The 14,912-nt window shown below is 48.4% G+C and carries 13 protein-coding genes and 2 pseudogenes; 13 read left to right on the plus strand and 2 right to left on the minus strand.

Features of this window, described 5'->3' with window-relative positions:
* Positions 1–55 precede the first annotated feature (55 nt).
* The 3 genes and pseudogenes from ACWXW9_RS18480 to ACWXW9_RS18490 all read left to right on the plus strand — a co-directional run bounded on the left by ACWXW9_RS18480 (position 56) and on the right by ACWXW9_RS18490 (position 1,328).
* Positions 56–244, plus strand: coding sequence for a transposase (locus tag ACWXW9_RS18480; protein WP_494930614.1), 189 nt, complete (start codon positions 56–58; stop codon positions 242–244).
* Positions 244–366 (plus strand): annotated as a pseudogene (locus ACWXW9_RS18485) (helix-turn-helix domain-containing protein); the annotation flags it as partial. The gene ACWXW9_RS18480 and the pseudogene ACWXW9_RS18485, both read left to right, overlap by 1 nt.
* A 65-nt stretch (positions 367–431) precedes the next feature.
* Positions 432–1,328: an RNA-guided endonuclease InsQ/TnpB family protein gene (locus ACWXW9_RS18490; RefSeq protein WP_494930615.1), complete on the plus strand. Its 897-nt coding sequence runs from the start codon at positions 432–434 to the stop codon at positions 1,326–1,328.
* Positions 1,329–1,373: 45 nt separating this feature from the next.
* On the opposite strand, the gene ACWXW9_RS18495 is transcribed toward ACWXW9_RS18490, so the two are convergent.
* Positions 1,374–2,258 (minus strand): hypothetical protein, encoded by an 885-nt coding sequence (locus ACWXW9_RS18495; RefSeq protein WP_494930580.1) that lies wholly within the window; start codon positions 2,256–2,258, stop codon positions 1,374–1,376.
* Positions 2,259–2,597: 339 nt separating this feature from the next.
* Here ACWXW9_RS18495 and ACWXW9_RS18500 point away from each other — a divergent pair, with 339 nt between their 5' ends.
* The 5 genes from ACWXW9_RS18500 (at position 2,598) to ACWXW9_RS18520 (ending at position 6,165) form a co-directional block, all read left to right on the plus strand.
* On the plus strand, positions 2,598–2,792 hold the full coding sequence (locus tag ACWXW9_RS18500) for a hypothetical protein (RefSeq protein WP_494930581.1): 195 nt from the start codon (positions 2,598–2,600) through the stop codon (positions 2,790–2,792).
* Positions 2,793–2,804: 12 nt separating this feature from the next.
* Positions 2,805–3,140, plus strand: a complete 336-nt coding sequence (locus ACWXW9_RS18505; RefSeq protein ID WP_494930582.1) for a YolD-like family protein — start codon at positions 2,805–2,807, stop codon at positions 3,138–3,140.
* A gap of 118 nt (positions 3,141–3,258) precedes the next feature.
* A complete protein-coding gene (locus ACWXW9_RS18510) occupies positions 3,259–3,603 on the plus strand; it encodes a cupin domain-containing protein (protein ID WP_494930583.1) in 345 nt (114 codons plus the stop codon).
* A 64-nt stretch (positions 3,604–3,667) separates the two neighbouring features.
* Positions 3,668–4,249 (plus strand): TetR/AcrR family transcriptional regulator, encoded by a 582-nt coding sequence (locus ACWXW9_RS18515; RefSeq protein WP_494930584.1) that lies wholly within the window; start codon positions 3,668–3,670, stop codon positions 4,247–4,249.
* 59 nt (positions 4,250–4,308) lie between these two features.
* Positions 4,309–6,165, plus strand: a complete 1,857-nt coding sequence (locus ACWXW9_RS18520) for an alpha/beta fold hydrolase (protein WP_494930585.1) — start codon at positions 4,309–4,311, stop codon at positions 6,163–6,165.
* Positions 6,166–6,188: 23 nt separating this feature from the next.
* Here the strand turns inward: ACWXW9_RS18520 and ACWXW9_RS18525 are convergent, their stop codons facing one another.
* Positions 6,189–7,058 (minus strand): aminoglycoside 6-adenylyltransferase, encoded by an 870-nt coding sequence (locus ACWXW9_RS18525; protein ID WP_494930586.1) that lies wholly within the window; start codon positions 7,056–7,058, stop codon positions 6,189–6,191.
* Positions 7,059–7,346: 288 nt separating this feature from the next.
* On the opposite strand from ACWXW9_RS18525, the gene folE2 reads away from it, so the two are divergent.
* The 5 genes and pseudogenes from folE2 (at position 7,347) to ACWXW9_RS18550 (ending at position 14,895) form a co-directional block, all read left to right on the plus strand.
* Positions 7,347–8,264 (plus strand): GTP cyclohydrolase FolE2, encoded by a 918-nt coding sequence (gene folE2, locus ACWXW9_RS18530; RefSeq protein ID WP_494930587.1) that lies wholly within the window; start codon positions 7,347–7,349, stop codon positions 8,262–8,264.
* A 177-nt stretch (positions 8,265–8,441) separates the two neighbouring features.
* Positions 8,442–8,753: pseudogene (locus ACWXW9_RS18535) on the plus strand (aminotransferase class III-fold pyridoxal phosphate-dependent enzyme); the annotation flags it as partial.
* Between the two features lie 51 nt (positions 8,754–8,804).
* The gene (locus ACWXW9_RS18540) at positions 8,805–12,260 is read left to right on the plus strand and encodes a DHA2 family efflux MFS transporter permease subunit (RefSeq protein ID WP_494930588.1); all 3,456 of its coding nucleotides are present in this window, start codon (positions 8,805–8,807) and stop codon (positions 12,258–12,260) included.
* Positions 12,251–14,140 carry an IucA/IucC family protein gene (locus tag ACWXW9_RS18545; RefSeq protein WP_494930589.1) on the plus strand — a complete coding sequence of 630 codons (1,890 nt, stop codon included), beginning with the start codon at positions 12,251–12,253 and terminating at the stop codon, positions 14,138–14,140. Before ACWXW9_RS18540 ends, ACWXW9_RS18545 begins: the two co-directional genes overlap by 10 nt.
* Positions 14,134–14,895 carry an HpcH/HpaI aldolase family protein gene (locus tag ACWXW9_RS18550; RefSeq protein ID WP_494930590.1) on the plus strand — a complete coding sequence of 254 codons (762 nt, stop codon included), beginning with the start codon at positions 14,134–14,136 and terminating at the stop codon, positions 14,893–14,895. Before ACWXW9_RS18545 ends, ACWXW9_RS18550 begins: the two co-directional genes overlap by 7 nt.
* Positions 14,896–14,912: the final 17 nt, after the last annotated feature.

The raw sequence follows: 14,912 nt of genomic DNA on the forward strand, positions 1-14,912 counted from the left end.
AGTAAGCCTCATTTGGAGGAAAGACATTCTAGTCAATCTACTCGATTGTGGGTCAATGCACCTGCCAATCAGAACGTTAAATGGCAAGCCCCTTATCACTTGGAGGCTTGCCACTCTTTTAATATTAAGAACTGTATGGGGTGGACACCTCTGGAACAGCAGCTTTTTCATTGAAACCATTGGTTCTATCTCCGAACAAGCCATAAAGAAATACATCGAAAATCAAAAGAAAGGAGACGGCTAATGCAGAGAACCTATAAATTCCGTCTATATCCAACCAAAGAGGAGCAAGGGTACATTCATTTCGCGCTGGAACGTTGCCGTCTCCTCTATAATCATTTGCTCGCCGAACGAATCGCTGCTTACGAGCAAACGGGGCAGAGTCTTACCTATTACGAGCAAAAAGCAACGTTGCCAGAGAGAAAAGGTACATACCTGAACTCAAAAACGTCCATTCCCAAGTCCTTCAAAATGTCGTTGAGCGGTTGGATAAGGCGTACCAAGCCTTTTTTCGCCGCGTCAAAAATGGCGAGAAAGCGGGCTTTCCGAGATTCAAGCCTGAAAGCCAGTACAACTCCTTTACCTACCCGCAGAGTGGGTTTTCCATAGAAGGAAAGCAACTTGTGCTTTCCAAAATCGGTGATGTACGCATCCGACTTCATCAGCAGCCGCAAGGAACGATCAAGACGTGTACCATCATGGTTAAGAATGGCAAATATTACGCCTGTTTTTCTTGTGAAGTCGAAAGCAAACACCTTCCAGCATCAGAAAAGCAGATTGGCATTGACCTTGGCGTGTCCCAACTTGCGGTAACATCAGATGGCGAGAGAATAGAGTCACCGAAATTTCTTCGTAAAAGCGAAGAAAAGCTGAAACGAAAGCAACGTGCGGTCTCGAAGAAAAAGCGTGGTTCAAACCGCCGGCGTAAAGCTGTACGCGACCTAGCCAGACTCCATGAGAAAGTAGCAAATCAACGTAAGGATTACGCTCATAAAGAATCGCGAAAGTTGATCAATAAATATGGACTGATTACCTTCGAGGACTTGAATATACAAGGGATGGTCAAGAACCATCATCTTGCCAAAAGCATTGCAGATAGCGGATGGAATCAACTTATTCAATTCGTGACGTACAAGGCTGAAAGCGCCGGTCGTCAGGTTGTGCAAGTGAATCCATCGGGCACATCGCAGCGATGCTCCAACTGCGGAGAAATCGTCAAAAAATCACTTGCTGTTCGTGTCCATCAATGTCCTTGCGGATACGTTGCAGATCGGGATGAAAATGCAGCTATTAATATATTGAAACTAGCCTTGCAGAACGTATCTTAATCTAACGCAATCAGGCTAGGAACTAGCCTTCAAGGAGGGACGAGGTTACGAGTCCTGATGATTTGAGAAGCTCTCCAATTCTTTGGAGAGAGGTTCAAATGAATATTCGTTTACTTCGAATGTCAAAATTTTATTGAATATTACATAGTCTTTGCGGCTGTTGAAAGGGCCCTTGTTATTGGTATGTCTATCAATGGCGAAGAAGGAAGCACCCCGTCCGGCATCTTTAGCGTCATACCACTGAATGAAAGAGGCTAGCTCCTTCTTGCTTATATCAAATTCTTTATCAAGCCCGTTATCCATAGTCACAACCAGAATTGCACGGTCACCACTCGGCTGTGAGGGCTCGGATGGTTCAGAGGGCTTTGACGGTTCAGACGGTTCGGAAGGTTTAGTTGGTTCAGACGGTTCAGGAGTTGGCGCTACCTCGACAGGTTTAAAGGGAAGTAACGACCCATCAGTATCAATTGCATATATAAATAAATAGTTGGGTGTATTATTTACAAATTCAACAGAGTGCTCTCCTTGAGGCAAGTTTAATTTTTCGTACATGATTTTACGGGCTGCTACGTCACTTCCAGTCAAAGAAAAGTTATCAACCTTAACACCATCTATAATGACATCAATGCTGCTAGAACCAGACCACCAAGTGGTAGAAATTAATCTTAATTTAGTACCTTTAAAATTAAACTTTAGACTTGTTCCAGATTTTTGCCAGGGAGAAGTCCAGGTTATTGGGCCGGTATTATCACGAAACCAATTACCACCAAGATAGGTGATCTCGGGCGTATTCGCTTCATAACGAGACCATCCTTCTTCCGGTTTATTAAGGACGTCCCCCGTAGCCGCGGCATATATGCTGTGGCTAGTACTAAAAAAGAAAACCATCATCCAAACCATCGTGAATAAAGTTAGCTTTACAAATTTCATAATCATTACACTCCTTTAAATTTTATTTTCTTACCAAGACTACAAAAAATGAAAAGTAATGTCTAAACATTAATGCCTATATTTATAAATAAATGTTTATAAAACCCATATATATTGGGGTTTGGAATATTCTACGTTCCAGGATATAGGGTTTAATGCTATAATGTTCTATTGCATATGGGCTGGAATTACGATTGGGAAGATCCATTTTTTGATGTCAAAGCGTGTTAAATAATCCCCTGAGAGCATCACATTCTCTCAGGGGATTATTTAACATTGATAATCAAACACATGTTCGCATATAATACAAACAAACGTTCTGATAAGGAGTGAAGGAGCATGCTGGAAAAATACGTGGGACAGATCGTGGAAATCGTGTATATGGACCGGAAGGGCAAGCTGTCTCAGCGGCGCATTGAGGTGCATCGTGTGCAGAACAGTTTGATACGGGCCACCTGTTTACAGACAGGACAGCCACGCGTTTTTCGATTAGATCAGGTACTGGCATGGCATCCGGTAACGAGAACAGCATAGGAGGCGTTTACGATGGGGAAAAAGCTTGAAGGGAACGGCATATGGGAAAGCTCGCGCATGATCTTGCCTGAGCATCGGGATGCTTATTTGCGACTGATGAAGGAGCAGGGGAGACGCGGCAAGCCGACATTGGACGATCAGGAAATGCAGCAGATTGAGCAGGCGATCATCGTTTCCTATAACGAGCGGAAGCTCATTACGCTGCGGGTATTCAATCCATTTGATGACGAGGAGCTGTGCGGGTTTGTGACGGTGATTAACACGAGTCGGCGGGAAGTGAAGCTGTCCCGTGGGGAAGAGGATTTTAGCTGGATTAAGCTGGAGGAAATTATAGAGGCAGATATATAAAAAAATAGTTCGGTAAGTCGGACTTTTTTTACGTTCGTTCTGTTGGATGAAAATAAGATTGTAGCCGTAGGAATACAGGCTTAAAATGAATCAGTAATCGTAAAAGGAGGGGTTCAGTTTGAAAATGAGTAAAAATAATGCCGAACATTACATATGGGGAGATCAATGTGATGGTTGGCGTTTGGTGAAAAATAAAGATTTGAGTATTATTCATGAGCGTATGCCCGGGAATACACACGAGGTCAGACATTATCACCATCATGCACGCCAATTCTTCTTTATTTTATCAGGTACAGCCATACTTGAAGTGGATGGTGAACGAATCGAATTAGGATCTCAGGAAGGCTGTGAGGTTCCTTCTTTGGTCCCTCATCAAATGTTTAACGAAACGAATGAGGATGTTGAGTTTTTGGTGATCTCTCAGCCTGCGAGCAGCGGTGATCGGGTCCTGACTGAAAAATAATATTTCGGCAGACCTAATCAAGCGAAGTTTGACAAGCATTCATTAGTACCGTATAGTGCTAAATATGATGAAGAAAAATAAAACGACGAATCGGGATGTTGTTCTGCACACTGCCACTTCATTGTTCCTGACCCGAGGCTATCATACGACAAGTATGGATGAAATCGTGGCTGTAAGCAACGTATCCAAAACGAACATTTACTACTATTTTAAAAGTAAGGAAGAGTTGCTTTCAGCCATTCTGGATCAACTGATTCAAACATATAACGAGATGATTTATGAGGTTGCTTCGCGTAAGGATCAGTCTGTTCAGGAACGATTTGAAATCCTTCTTCAACTGCTGACACAACAAGAGACAGATTGTTTGGGCGGCTGTCCATTTATTACTCTTTATACGCAGATGCCCCAGGATAACCCCTTGTTTCGGGATAAAGTAAGCCAATTTTTCCAAAGCCAAATCACCACCGTAGAGATGTTGCTGAACGAGGGAATGAAGAAATCAGAGATTCAGACTGAACTTCCTGCCAGGTCGACTGCCCAATTCATCGTCTCGGCCATTGAGGGGGCACTTTTTCTGCAACATGCAAGCCAGGACCCGAGCATACTAGAAAATTTAAAATTTACTTTAGCGTTTCTGTTAAAGTGATTTTTTTTAATCACCATTAGCACTGATTGGTACTAAAATATAGAAGGCAGGTTATATTCATGACACATATTTTCATCACGGGTGGTACAGGCTTTATCGGCATGCATGCACTACGGCAGCTTTCCCGGGAGGAACATACCGTTACCGTCCTTGTTCGTTCGCAGCAGAAGTGGGAACGAATGTGCAGGCAGATGGGTTTGGAGACAGCCTGGCATACCGGGAAATTAACACCAGTTATTGGTGATTTAAGCATACCCGCTCTGGGGCTGAATCCTTCTGACAGAAAGCGGGTTGAGACCGCAGATGTGGTGATTCACGCAGGAGGTCCGATGGATATTTTGCTGGGAGAGGAGGAAGCGAGGGCGGCTTTTCTACAAGCGGCAGAAGAAATGCTAACTTTGGCTACACATATTCATGCGAGCAAGGGGCTACGACATTTTATCCATTTGGTTGGGTTCAAAAGCCCTTTTAATGATCATAACTGGAATGCCCCGGAGCCTATCATCGCTCAATTGGAACAAGCACCTCCATACGAGCGTATGAAGTTTCTGGCTGATTTGCATATTCGGCAGGGGGCGCACAAGGAAGGGTTTCCGCTTTCGGTTATCCATTTGAGCGTTGTCATTGGTGACTCTGAGCATGGGGATACGCCTCAAACCGGTGGACTCGGCATTCTTGTGGCTTCTACAGCACGCAAGCTCATGGGTCTCGTTCCCGGGGGGAAGTCTCATTGGCTTCCACTGGTTCACGTAGATCATGCGGCCGAATTTATCAGCGCTCTTGCGAAGGAACCGCGCCCTGCCAATGAAACATACTACTTGATGGATGAAAGGCAACAGAGCCCGACGATGATAGAGCTGGGAACGAATATGGCGAAGGAGCTTCGGGTCCGTAAACCGTTAGGTTCGATTTCACCCGCTTGGATATCCAAGATACTGGGTACTCCACTTGGTCGAAAGTTGGGTATCCCGAAGGAATCACTCGATTTTATCGTGGATGTGGACTACCCATTAGATGCAACGCGGCGGATTCACCATAAATCCGGGCTGTCACATGCGGTGAATTCCAGCACTTTCCCATTTGTTATTACCGATCTTGATTTTAGAATTATTCATTCCCATGCGGAAACAGATGGATATGTCCGCAGCAGGCGCGGGCCTTTAGCTACACTGGAGCGAAAGGTGGAAAAGGCGAGAAATGAAAATCCAACGATAGTGTTTGTTCACGGTATTTTAAGCGGGGCAGATTGCTTGATACCGCTGGCTGAACATTTTCCTGAATCCTCGGTTTGCCTGGTGGATCTTCCCGGCTTTGGACGCTCTCCATACCATCATAAGGAGGATGTACTGGAAGGCCATATTGAATCGTTAGTACAGGCCATTCGGACTTTTGAAACGCCGATCCGCCTTGTAGGTCATTCTTTCGGCGGACTGCTGGCTGCTAAAGTATGGGAACGCGTACCTGAGCGCATCAGCAGCTTGCATCTGTTGCAGCCTGTATTGCATACTGCTCCGCCTAGGTACAGGAGTGCACGAATTACGGAGAGTGTGCTGGGCAGGCTCAGCGAGCCAGGCTTGCAAAAGCAATTGCTTTCGCAGACATGTTTTGAGAGCTTGGGAGATATCCCGCCAGCATACATTACGTATGTTCTTGAAGAAATGCGTTCCCCGCGCGTAAGAAAGACGACTGCGGAAACGCTGGCCATGTTAACAAGGTCGGATAGCTTCCAATTCGCCCCCCAAATATACGAAGCACGGTCCAAGGAGAAAGTTTCGATTCTGTGGGGGGTGAAGGATCAGATATATAAGCTGCCTGAGCCATTCCGTTCCTTGCACACGCTGGATATTCCCGCAGCCCATCATTTTCCGATCTCGCAACCGGAACGAACAGCGCAATTGCTAAAGCAGCACATATAAACTATGTCTGACTGGTCTTTTCATTAAAAGATATCCTTCGCATCTGCTGGCAGAGCTTGTACGTGATGGAGATAGTGTATAACACGTTGATCGTCCTGAGCCGGGTATTCATAACTATAATGATTCGCCACCTCCAGGGCTACTTCTCTGAATAAGTCACCCATCCTAAAAAGAGCCTGCCACATATGTTCATAATCTGCATCCGCAAACGTTTGGACGTAGGCAGTCCAATGTTCAGGCTCAAGGTGCTGCTCGAAATATTTTCCCTGCTTACCCGGATCTGCGGCGAAGTCTGTCCGTATACCAATATGCCATTCCAGCATCAAGTGAAGCATATCTCTTACAGGCCGATCCAACATAAATTTGGCATAAGGAAGTTCCCGTCGCCATAATCCTTTAGCCACATAGGTACTGACCCACCAGAACTCGTTACAGGAGTTTGCAAAGGTTTGGGCAGTTGGAGGTACTGTTATATAATCTTGAAGGCTTGGCGGTGGGAAAGGTTCTACAAGTCCGTCTTTATCCAGTAGCAGCACACTTAAGCTGTCTCGCTCCAAATTGGCGATGTTATCCGCAGGATAGAGCGTAAGATCAATGCGGTTGCCGTCCGTGAATAGCATGAGGAAAGCAAAGCGATCACGGTAAGTCGGAGCGGGTTCTATGTGTTCATCGGGCGTTTGCATGATAATCAATTCTCCAAAACTGTTGATCCAGCGACGATCCTGAACAAAGCTGTCTACGGAGGATACGAGAAAGACAATATCATAATCCTGAAATATATCCTGTGGAGCATGTGGATTGGCACGTGAACCATTCATAATCACGGCACGTACCCGTTCGTCCTCTTGGGCAAATTCGAGAATGGTATGAAGCATTACATGTTCACTTCTCAAGGAAACAACCTCCTGTGGGTTCGTTTTTTATCTGAAAAAAAAGTTCTACCCTTACATTAGCTCATAAGTGAACGCTATTCAATTGTGTTGCTGTGAGGGGAGCGAGGTTTATCTTGAGGTGTTTTTGTAGTAATATAAATTAATCGTAATTATTACTATTAAAAGGAGATAGTGTAATGCTGAAACAGCTTTATCGGCAACCATTATGGATCATTACAAGCAACCGCGAAACTATGGCAAGCTTGCATCCTGTCACCTTGGAAAATCATAATTGAAGGAGTCATCAATGTGAGAGAAGATAGAGTAACCCCGGAACTGCCTTCCAAGGCAGAGCGCCATCGGCTGTTCGGTTCGGTGGACCCTATCCCGGGAGATAAACCCACCACGAAGGAACACATGTCTGATTTGCAAAATGAGAAACGCAACTATTTGTTCGACATTGAACAGGTGGGCATTGCCAGAGTAAAGCATCCCATTACCGTGGAGGCGGGGTTGAGCCCTTCGTCACAGGTAAGCATCGGAACCTTTAAGCTGACAACCTCGCTTATTCGTGAGGCTAAAGGGATCAATATGAGCCGTCTGACAGAGCATTTGGAGGAATATCGGCAGCAGGGCGGAACGACGGATTTGGCACAGCTGGCCCGTTTTACGGAAGGTCTGGCTGTGCGGATGAATCAGGAACAGGCCGAGCTGGAGTTATCGTTCCCTTGGTTCTACGAACGGCGCTCCCCTGTGCTGGAAAAGACGGGACTGAACCATGCCGAGGCGCTGATCCGAATTAGCTATGAGGCAGGACGGGGGAGTCGTACCATGGTTGGCTTAACGGTGGCAGTAACCACCTTGTGTCCGTGCTCCAAGGAAATCAGCGAGTATAGTGCCCACAATCAGCGGGGCGTGGTAACGATGGAGGCGCATATAGATGAGCCAGACAAGCTGGAGCAGGATTGGAAGCTCATGCTGCTGGATGCAGCAGAATCCAATGCCAGCGCTCCGTTGCATCCGGTGCTCAAGCGCCCGGACGAGAAGGCAGTAACTGAAAAAGCGTACGAAAATCCGCGTTTTGTCGAAGATATGGTGCGGCTGATTGCTGCCGATCTGGTCAAGCTGGAGGCTGTTCGTGCCTTCACGGTGGAGTGCCGAAATGAAGAATCCATCCATTTGCATGATGCTATAGCGAAAATTTCATACACAACACCGTACTCCTGATTCTGTCGGGAAGAAATACAAAAGAACCACAGTGAAAATGGTCGAAATGACGATTTTTTATTGTGGTTTTTTATTCTATTTTAGGAATTAAAAACAGTTTTTGTCCAAAACCCGGTCTTAAATGTCCATGGCATCAGGATATTTATTCCATATAATAAGGAGGTGAATTGATTGAAAATGATTATCAATATCAAAGGAGCGATCGAGTTGCCAAAAGCTACTACTGCTATCTCGCAAAACACCCGTTATCTAGAGAGCCAGGCTGCACGGGAATCCAATGCCAGATCCTACCCCTGCCGTATCCCCATTGCCATCGCCGAAGCAGAAGGCATCCGTGTCAAGGATATGGATGGAAAAATCTATTACGACTGCCTGGCCGGGGCCGGAACTTTAGCGCTCGGTCATAATCATCCGGTGGTGATTGAAGCGATCAGGGACCTGCTGGATCACAAACGTCCTCTGCATACGCTCGATTTGACCACTCCGGTGCATGTGGCCTATGCCGGGTTGCAGCACGGTCATGGTTAAGCAGGCCGAGGGATGAACATACGTGCTGTGCCCGAGCGGTGGAAGGTCGTCATCACGGTGATGCTCGGCACCTTTACGGTTTTGCTGAATAACAGTTCGCTCAACCCGGCGATTCCGTCCTTCATTAAAGTATTTCATACGAACGCTGCTACGGCGAGCTGGCTCATCACTATTTTTCTAATCACGATGGGTATGACGATGCCTTTAACCGGATATCTGGCAGATCGTTTTGGGAAAAAGAAAGTATATCTGAGCGGACTTGCGCTCTTTGTCACAGGTGCCTTACTCGGCTCGTTATCGTGGGGGCTTACCGCTGTCATTCTCTGTCGGGGACTGCAAGGGATGGCAGGCGGGCTGATGATTCCGTTGTCACTGGCGCTGATTTTTGAAGCCTTTCCCAAGGAGGAACGCGGTAAGGTTACGGGAATCTGGGGGATTGCGATTATGGCGGCTCCGATGCTCGGGCCTACGGTGGGAGGAATCGTGCTATCTCTAAGCAGCTGGCAGGTGCTTTTCCTCATCAATGTGCCAACCGGACTGCTGGGATTGCTACTGGGGATGCGTTATTTAACAGCGGCACGTAGCAATCCGTCGCGCACCTTTGACAGCAGCGGTTTTATAACGGTTACGTTGGGGGTGGGGGTCATTCTGTTTGCGCTGGGCAGAACAACGACCGCTGCGGATCTGATTGCCCCGCTGCATATTCTACTCTTCCTTGCAGGCGCGGCTTTGCTGGTTCTGTTTGTGCGAATGGAGCTGGTGAAGGAACAGCCATTGCTGAATGTGCACATTTTCAAAATACCGACCTACAGCTTGAGCGTCATCGTGGCGAGTGTACAAGCGATTGCGATGTTCGGCAGCATTTTTCTGGTTCCGATGCTGGTTCAACATGTGTATGGCTATGACGCCATGATGACAGGACTTGTGTTTTTGCCCTCCGCTATATGTACAGGGTGGTTTGTCACGATAGCGGGCAAGCAATTAGATCACAAGGGGCCAAAAGGAATGATCAGCACGGGACTTATCATCACATGTGCCGCTACGGCTATGCTCGGTATGCTCCAGATGAATTCACCGCTGTGGATGATCTTCGTCCTCATGATGCTACGGGGAATTGGGCTGGGTCTGTCGAATATGCCTGCCACAACGGCCGGGTTGAATGCAATCCCCGATGAGCTGGTAGCCCAAGGCTCGGCAATCAATAATGTGATGCGCAGACTGACCTCTTCACTTGGAATGGTTGTGATTTCGATTTATTTTGAAGTTCGCAAGGCTCAGCTTCTGGTGGTGGGCTATTCGCTGGAAACGGGAACGCTGCAAGCGATCAGGGAAGGCTTTATCGGGATGAGTATATTGATTTTACTCACCATTCCCGCCGCTTTTTTCCTGAAGACGCCTGACTTTCTTCGTAAAAAAGGAGCGCGTCGTACATCCAGTGATACCCCGGAAGCGAAAGCATCTGCGGCTACACCCAGGTTTGAACAGGAAGGGAGAGAAAGAATATACATGCTGACACAATCAACGGAGATTTCCACTATCGCTGGAGAACTGTCCAAAAGCAGGATCTGGGCGGAGCAAGCGACACTGCGGGTCCTGGTCAACAGCTATCTGCGGGAAACGCGGCAATTTGACCCAAGGATCAAAGGGGAAGCACCGAAAATAAAGGTGATTTTACCCCGGATCGGGTTGCAACTGGCGGGAACCCTGCACCATTTCTCTGCAACCGGGCAACATGTGTATGCGAGTGCTTGGTACGAGGTGGAAGAAGGCGGGACGTACAGGCCCCTGGAGATGGATGGAGTTATACAAAGGCTGCTGGACGAGATGAGCTATCACGCCAAGCCCGAGCAAAGGGAAGAGGAGCAGCAAAAGATGAAGCAGCGTATTCGTAACAGCATGCACAAAATGACGCTCTTTATGGATCACCATACGAAGATCACAGGCGAGAGCAAGCCAAAGTCTTTCTCAAGTACAGAAGCCCACCTGACGTATGTACGCTCAGAGCAGTCTTTGCTGATCGGACACCCTTTTCATCCTTTTCCGAAAAGCACGGAGGGTTTTGCCGATTATGAGCTTCCGTTATACAGTCCCGAGATGGGTGCGGCGTTTCCGCTGTATTATTTCGCGGTTCATGAGGATAACGTGCAGGAGGAATGGATTGGTGAAGAGCATCGCAGGAATGCCATTGACCCGTCTGTGCGGCACCATGCTCGGCGTCAATGGGGAGAGGAGTTGGCGCGATATCGCATTTTGCCCATGCATCCATGGCAGGCCGAGCAGGTGTTGCGACAATCCTGCATTCAAGGTTTGATACGTCAGCGGGTGTTGATTCCTTTGGGCGTGCTAGGGCCTGTCGTTTATCCGACTTCTTCGATACGAACAGTATGGGATTTGAAAACCGGAAACGGCTATAAGCTGCCGCTGCATGTGCGGATTACCAATCTTGTACGTGACAATACACAGGAGCAGGCTCGGCGTACTTTGGATGCTGCGAAGGTCATTCATGAGCTTTCAGCCGACTGGTCGTCCCATATCCAATCCGAGTCCTTCAAGGTGCTGACAGAAACGGGATACAGCCGCGTATGCTTCCAGCCGAATGAGGTAGCGAAGCGAACGGAGAATCCAGAGTCTGCTAAGGATGCAGAGCTTTCACAGGTCACCACGACTGATGCAAAGTATGACGCAGGACATGAGCACAGCGTGGCGGCAACAGAACGAGAAACAGCGACGATTCACGAGCTGGAGCAATTGTCTGACCAGTTTACGGTTCTTTATCGACCGATGGACCTGAACCCTGAATCCACCTATGTAGTGGCTTCCTTGCTGGAGTCGTTGCCGGGTGAACAGGAGCCGCGGCTTATCGGGGTGATTCGGGACAATTACCCGAGTAAAAACGGAGAACGGCCTGACCTGTTAGCTTGGCTGGAGCGGTATCTTCACATATCTATGGTGCCTATGCTGCGTTTGCTTGCGGTGAAAGGTATCGCCTTCGAAGCCCATGTACAAAATTCGCTTCTATCCCTACAGGATGGATGGCCGGAATGCTACTATGTGCGGGATTTGGAGGGCGTAAGTATTGTGCGTGAACAGGCCGAGGAAGCCGGATGGGTGGGTTCACTGATTGCTGAGGACAGTCCCGTATTGTACGGCGCAGAAGAGCCGTGGATGCGTACCCGTTATTATTTCTTTGTTAACCATTTGGGGGCATTGATTCATGCCCTTGCGGTTCATGAGCAGCACGGTGAGCAGGAGTATTGGAGGGTGGTACGCAAGGTATTGGAGCAATTACGGAAGCAAGATGCTGATTCTTGCCCCCGTCTAGCCGCCTATATCCAGGATTTATTGACCGCACCTACACTGCCTGCCAAAGCCAATTTTACAAGCTGTTTTCAGTCCAGAGGGGATACGCCGTCGTTTATCCCGATCCCTAATCCAATTCATTTTCGTGAGGTGACTTCATGTCTGTAACCAACATTTCGAATCATAGCTTTTCCACAAGCAGCCTTACTAAAGCTCCCGCCAGCCATGCTTCGACCACTCAACGCTTTATTCAGGCGCTCCGCTCGGATACCTTTATGCAGGTCGAGCAGCGTATTATCCGCCAACTGATTCAGGCATTGCTATATGAAGAAATTTTGCCTTATGACACGTACAGCGATTCCGTGGATAACAGCGATCAACATTTTATATTGTCCGGCAAGGACATTACAGGTCGCCCTGTCCAATACCGTTCTGTCGGAAAACAGATGAACAGCTTTGGGCGCATTCGGCTGGTTCCTGTTCCAATCATACGAGTGGGGACAGACGGAAGCGAAAGGACAGCCATGCTGGCTGATTTTGCAAATGAAGTCCTCAGCGCCGCACAGCAGGGTGAACGACTCCAGCGCTTCATCGAGGAATTGGAGCAGACCTTGCTAAAGGATGTACAGGCGCAAAGCTCTTTCAACGCGCCATTTTTGGCGGATGACCAGCGTCGATATGATGAGCTGGAGGGCAATTTGGGGGACGGGCATCCCTACCATCCATGCTACAAATCCAGAATCGGCTTTACGCTGGCAGACAATGAGCAGTATGGTCCCGAGTTCAAGCAGCCACTCCGTCCTGTTTGGCTAGCCATCGCCAAAAGCCATAGTCGGGCAGGGCAGTCGCAGGCGATTGAGTATGGAGCATTTATTCGCCAAGAGTTGGGAGAAAGCGAAGTTGCACGCTTCCAAGCCTTGTTAACCAGCTACGGTCAGCAACCGGAAGCCTATCGTCTCATGCCTGTTCACCCGTGGCAATGGCAGCAGGTCATTTTACCCCGGTTTCATCAAGAGCTGGCAAATCAGCGGATTGTGTGGCTCGGTGAAGCGAGTGATGTGTATCAGGCGCAGCAGTCGATCCGCACATGGTCCAACCGGACGACACCGGAGCGCGCGTATGTGAAGCTGTCGCTGAGCATTACGAACACCTCGACCAGCCGGATCATGGCTGGACATACGGTGCTGAACGGAGCGCTTATCACGGACTGGCTGCATGGGTTGCTGGAACACGATGAATACGCCGCTCAGCAGGGATTCTTTGTTTTGCGTGAGGTTTTGGGTATTACGTATGACTATGAGCAGCTTCCCGAATACCGTCAGGCGAAAACCTACGGCTCACTGGGGACGGTTTGGCGGGAAAGCATTCACGGGTATTTGCAGCCGGATGAGGATGCGATTCCTTTTAACGGACTATGTTATGTGCAAAAAAACGGGGTACCCTTCATTGATCCGTGGATACAGCAATTCGGCGTAGTGGAATGGACACGGCGTGTGCTGGAGGCCACGATATCGCCGATTATTCATATGCTGTATGCGCATGGAATTGGCATGGAATCCCATGGTCAGAATATCATTTTGATCCACCGGAACGGGCAACCGACACGGGTGGCGCTTAAGGATTTTCATGATGGTGTCCGGTTTTCCGTGAAGCATCTGACAGAGCCGGAGAAATGCCCCGATCTTCATCCTGAGCCGCCAAGTCATGCCCGGATTAACCGCAATTCGTTTATTAAAACGAGCAATCCGGACGATGTGCGCGATTTTTCTTACGATGCTTTTTTCTTTATTGCAGCCGCCGAGCTGGCGATGTTCCTGGCCGAACATTATCAGCTAGACGAGCAGCGCTTTTGGGAAATGTCCGCACAGATCATTCATGATTATCAGCGCCAGCATCCTCAGCATGAGGAACGATTCCGTCTGTTTGATTTGTTTGCCCCGACTGTACAGATTGAAGAATTGATGAAACGGCGGCTGCTTGGGGATGAGGACCTCCATTTCAAATCGGGAATGAATCCGCTGTATGCCTACCGGGAGCCGACATGCTGACTGTAAATCGGCTTCAGGAGAAGCTGGGGACAGGACAGGAGGTCGTTGGCCTCATCGCTTCCATCCCGGCGGCGCTTACGGTCGAAATGATCGGACATGCCGGATATGACTTTGTGATCATTGATATGGAGCATGTCATGATCAATCCCGAGACGGTGGAGCATATGATCCGTGCTGCGGAAGCCGCACAAATCACGCCCTTGGTGCGTGTGCCTGAAGTCGATGCGAAGGAAATACTGCGCGTACTGGATAGCGGAGCGCAGGGGATCGTTGTTCCGCATGTGGAGAGCAGGGAGCAGATGGAGATGCTGGTTCAGGCTGCTAAATACAGCCCGGAGGGCAAGCGAAGCCTGAACAGCGGCAGACCTGCTGCATTTGGCAAAGGAAATCTGGTGGACTACATGAAGCGAGCTAATGAACAGATTATGCTGGTGCCCATGATTGAGAGCGGATTGGGTGTGAAACGCATCGCGGATATTTTGTCTGTACCGGGCATTGGAATGGTGCTGGAAGGAGCAGCGGATTTGTCCCAATCGTACGGGGTGCCGTGGCAGACCGATGCAATGATTGTACAGGAAGGGCTACAGCGGATCTTTGAAGCTTCACAGCAAGCAGGTATTCCGTATTGCGCCATTCCGCGCAGGGACGGGGAATACAGTGTATGGGTGGAAAAAGGGGTTCATGCCTTCGTACTGGGTGATGAGCGTGGAATTGCTTTTCGCGCCTTGCAAAAAAGAAGGTCTGACCTACGCTAGCTCTCAACATAAAGGAG

It is taken from the genome of Paenibacillus sp. LT-B23, from assembly GCF_059417685.1.

Bases quoted from the DNA above. Each gene is read 5' to 3' on its own strand.
- ACWXW9_RS18480 (WP_494930614.1), top strand. From the start codon at position 56: ATGCACCTGCCAATCAGAACGTTAAATGGCAAGCCCCTTATCACTTGG.
- ACWXW9_RS18515 (WP_494930584.1), top strand. From the start codon at position 3,668: ATGATGAAGAAAAATAAAACGACGAATCGGGATGTTGTTCTGCACACT.
- ACWXW9_RS18500 (WP_494930581.1), top strand. From the start codon at position 2,598: ATGCTGGAAAAATACGTGGGACAGATCGTGGAAATCGTGTATATGGAC.
- ACWXW9_RS18520 (WP_494930585.1), top strand. From the start codon at position 4,309: ATGACACATATTTTCATCACGGGTGGTACAGGCTTTATCGGCATGCAT.
- ACWXW9_RS18540 (WP_494930588.1), top strand. From the start codon at position 8,805: ATGAACATACGTGCTGTGCCCGAGCGGTGGAAGGTCGTCATCACGGTG.
- ACWXW9_RS18505 (WP_494930582.1), top strand. From the start codon at position 2,805: ATGGGGAAAAAGCTTGAAGGGAACGGCATATGGGAAAGCTCGCGCATG.
- ACWXW9_RS18545 (WP_494930589.1), top strand. From the start codon at position 12,251: ATGTCTGTAACCAACATTTCGAATCATAGCTTTTCCACAAGCAGCCTT.
- ACWXW9_RS18495 (WP_494930580.1), bottom strand. From the start codon at position 2,258: ATGAAATTTGTAAAGCTAACTTTATTCACGATGGTTTGGATGATGGTT.
- ACWXW9_RS18550 (WP_494930590.1), top strand. From the start codon at position 14,134: ATGCTGACTGTAAATCGGCTTCAGGAGAAGCTGGGGACAGGACAGGAG.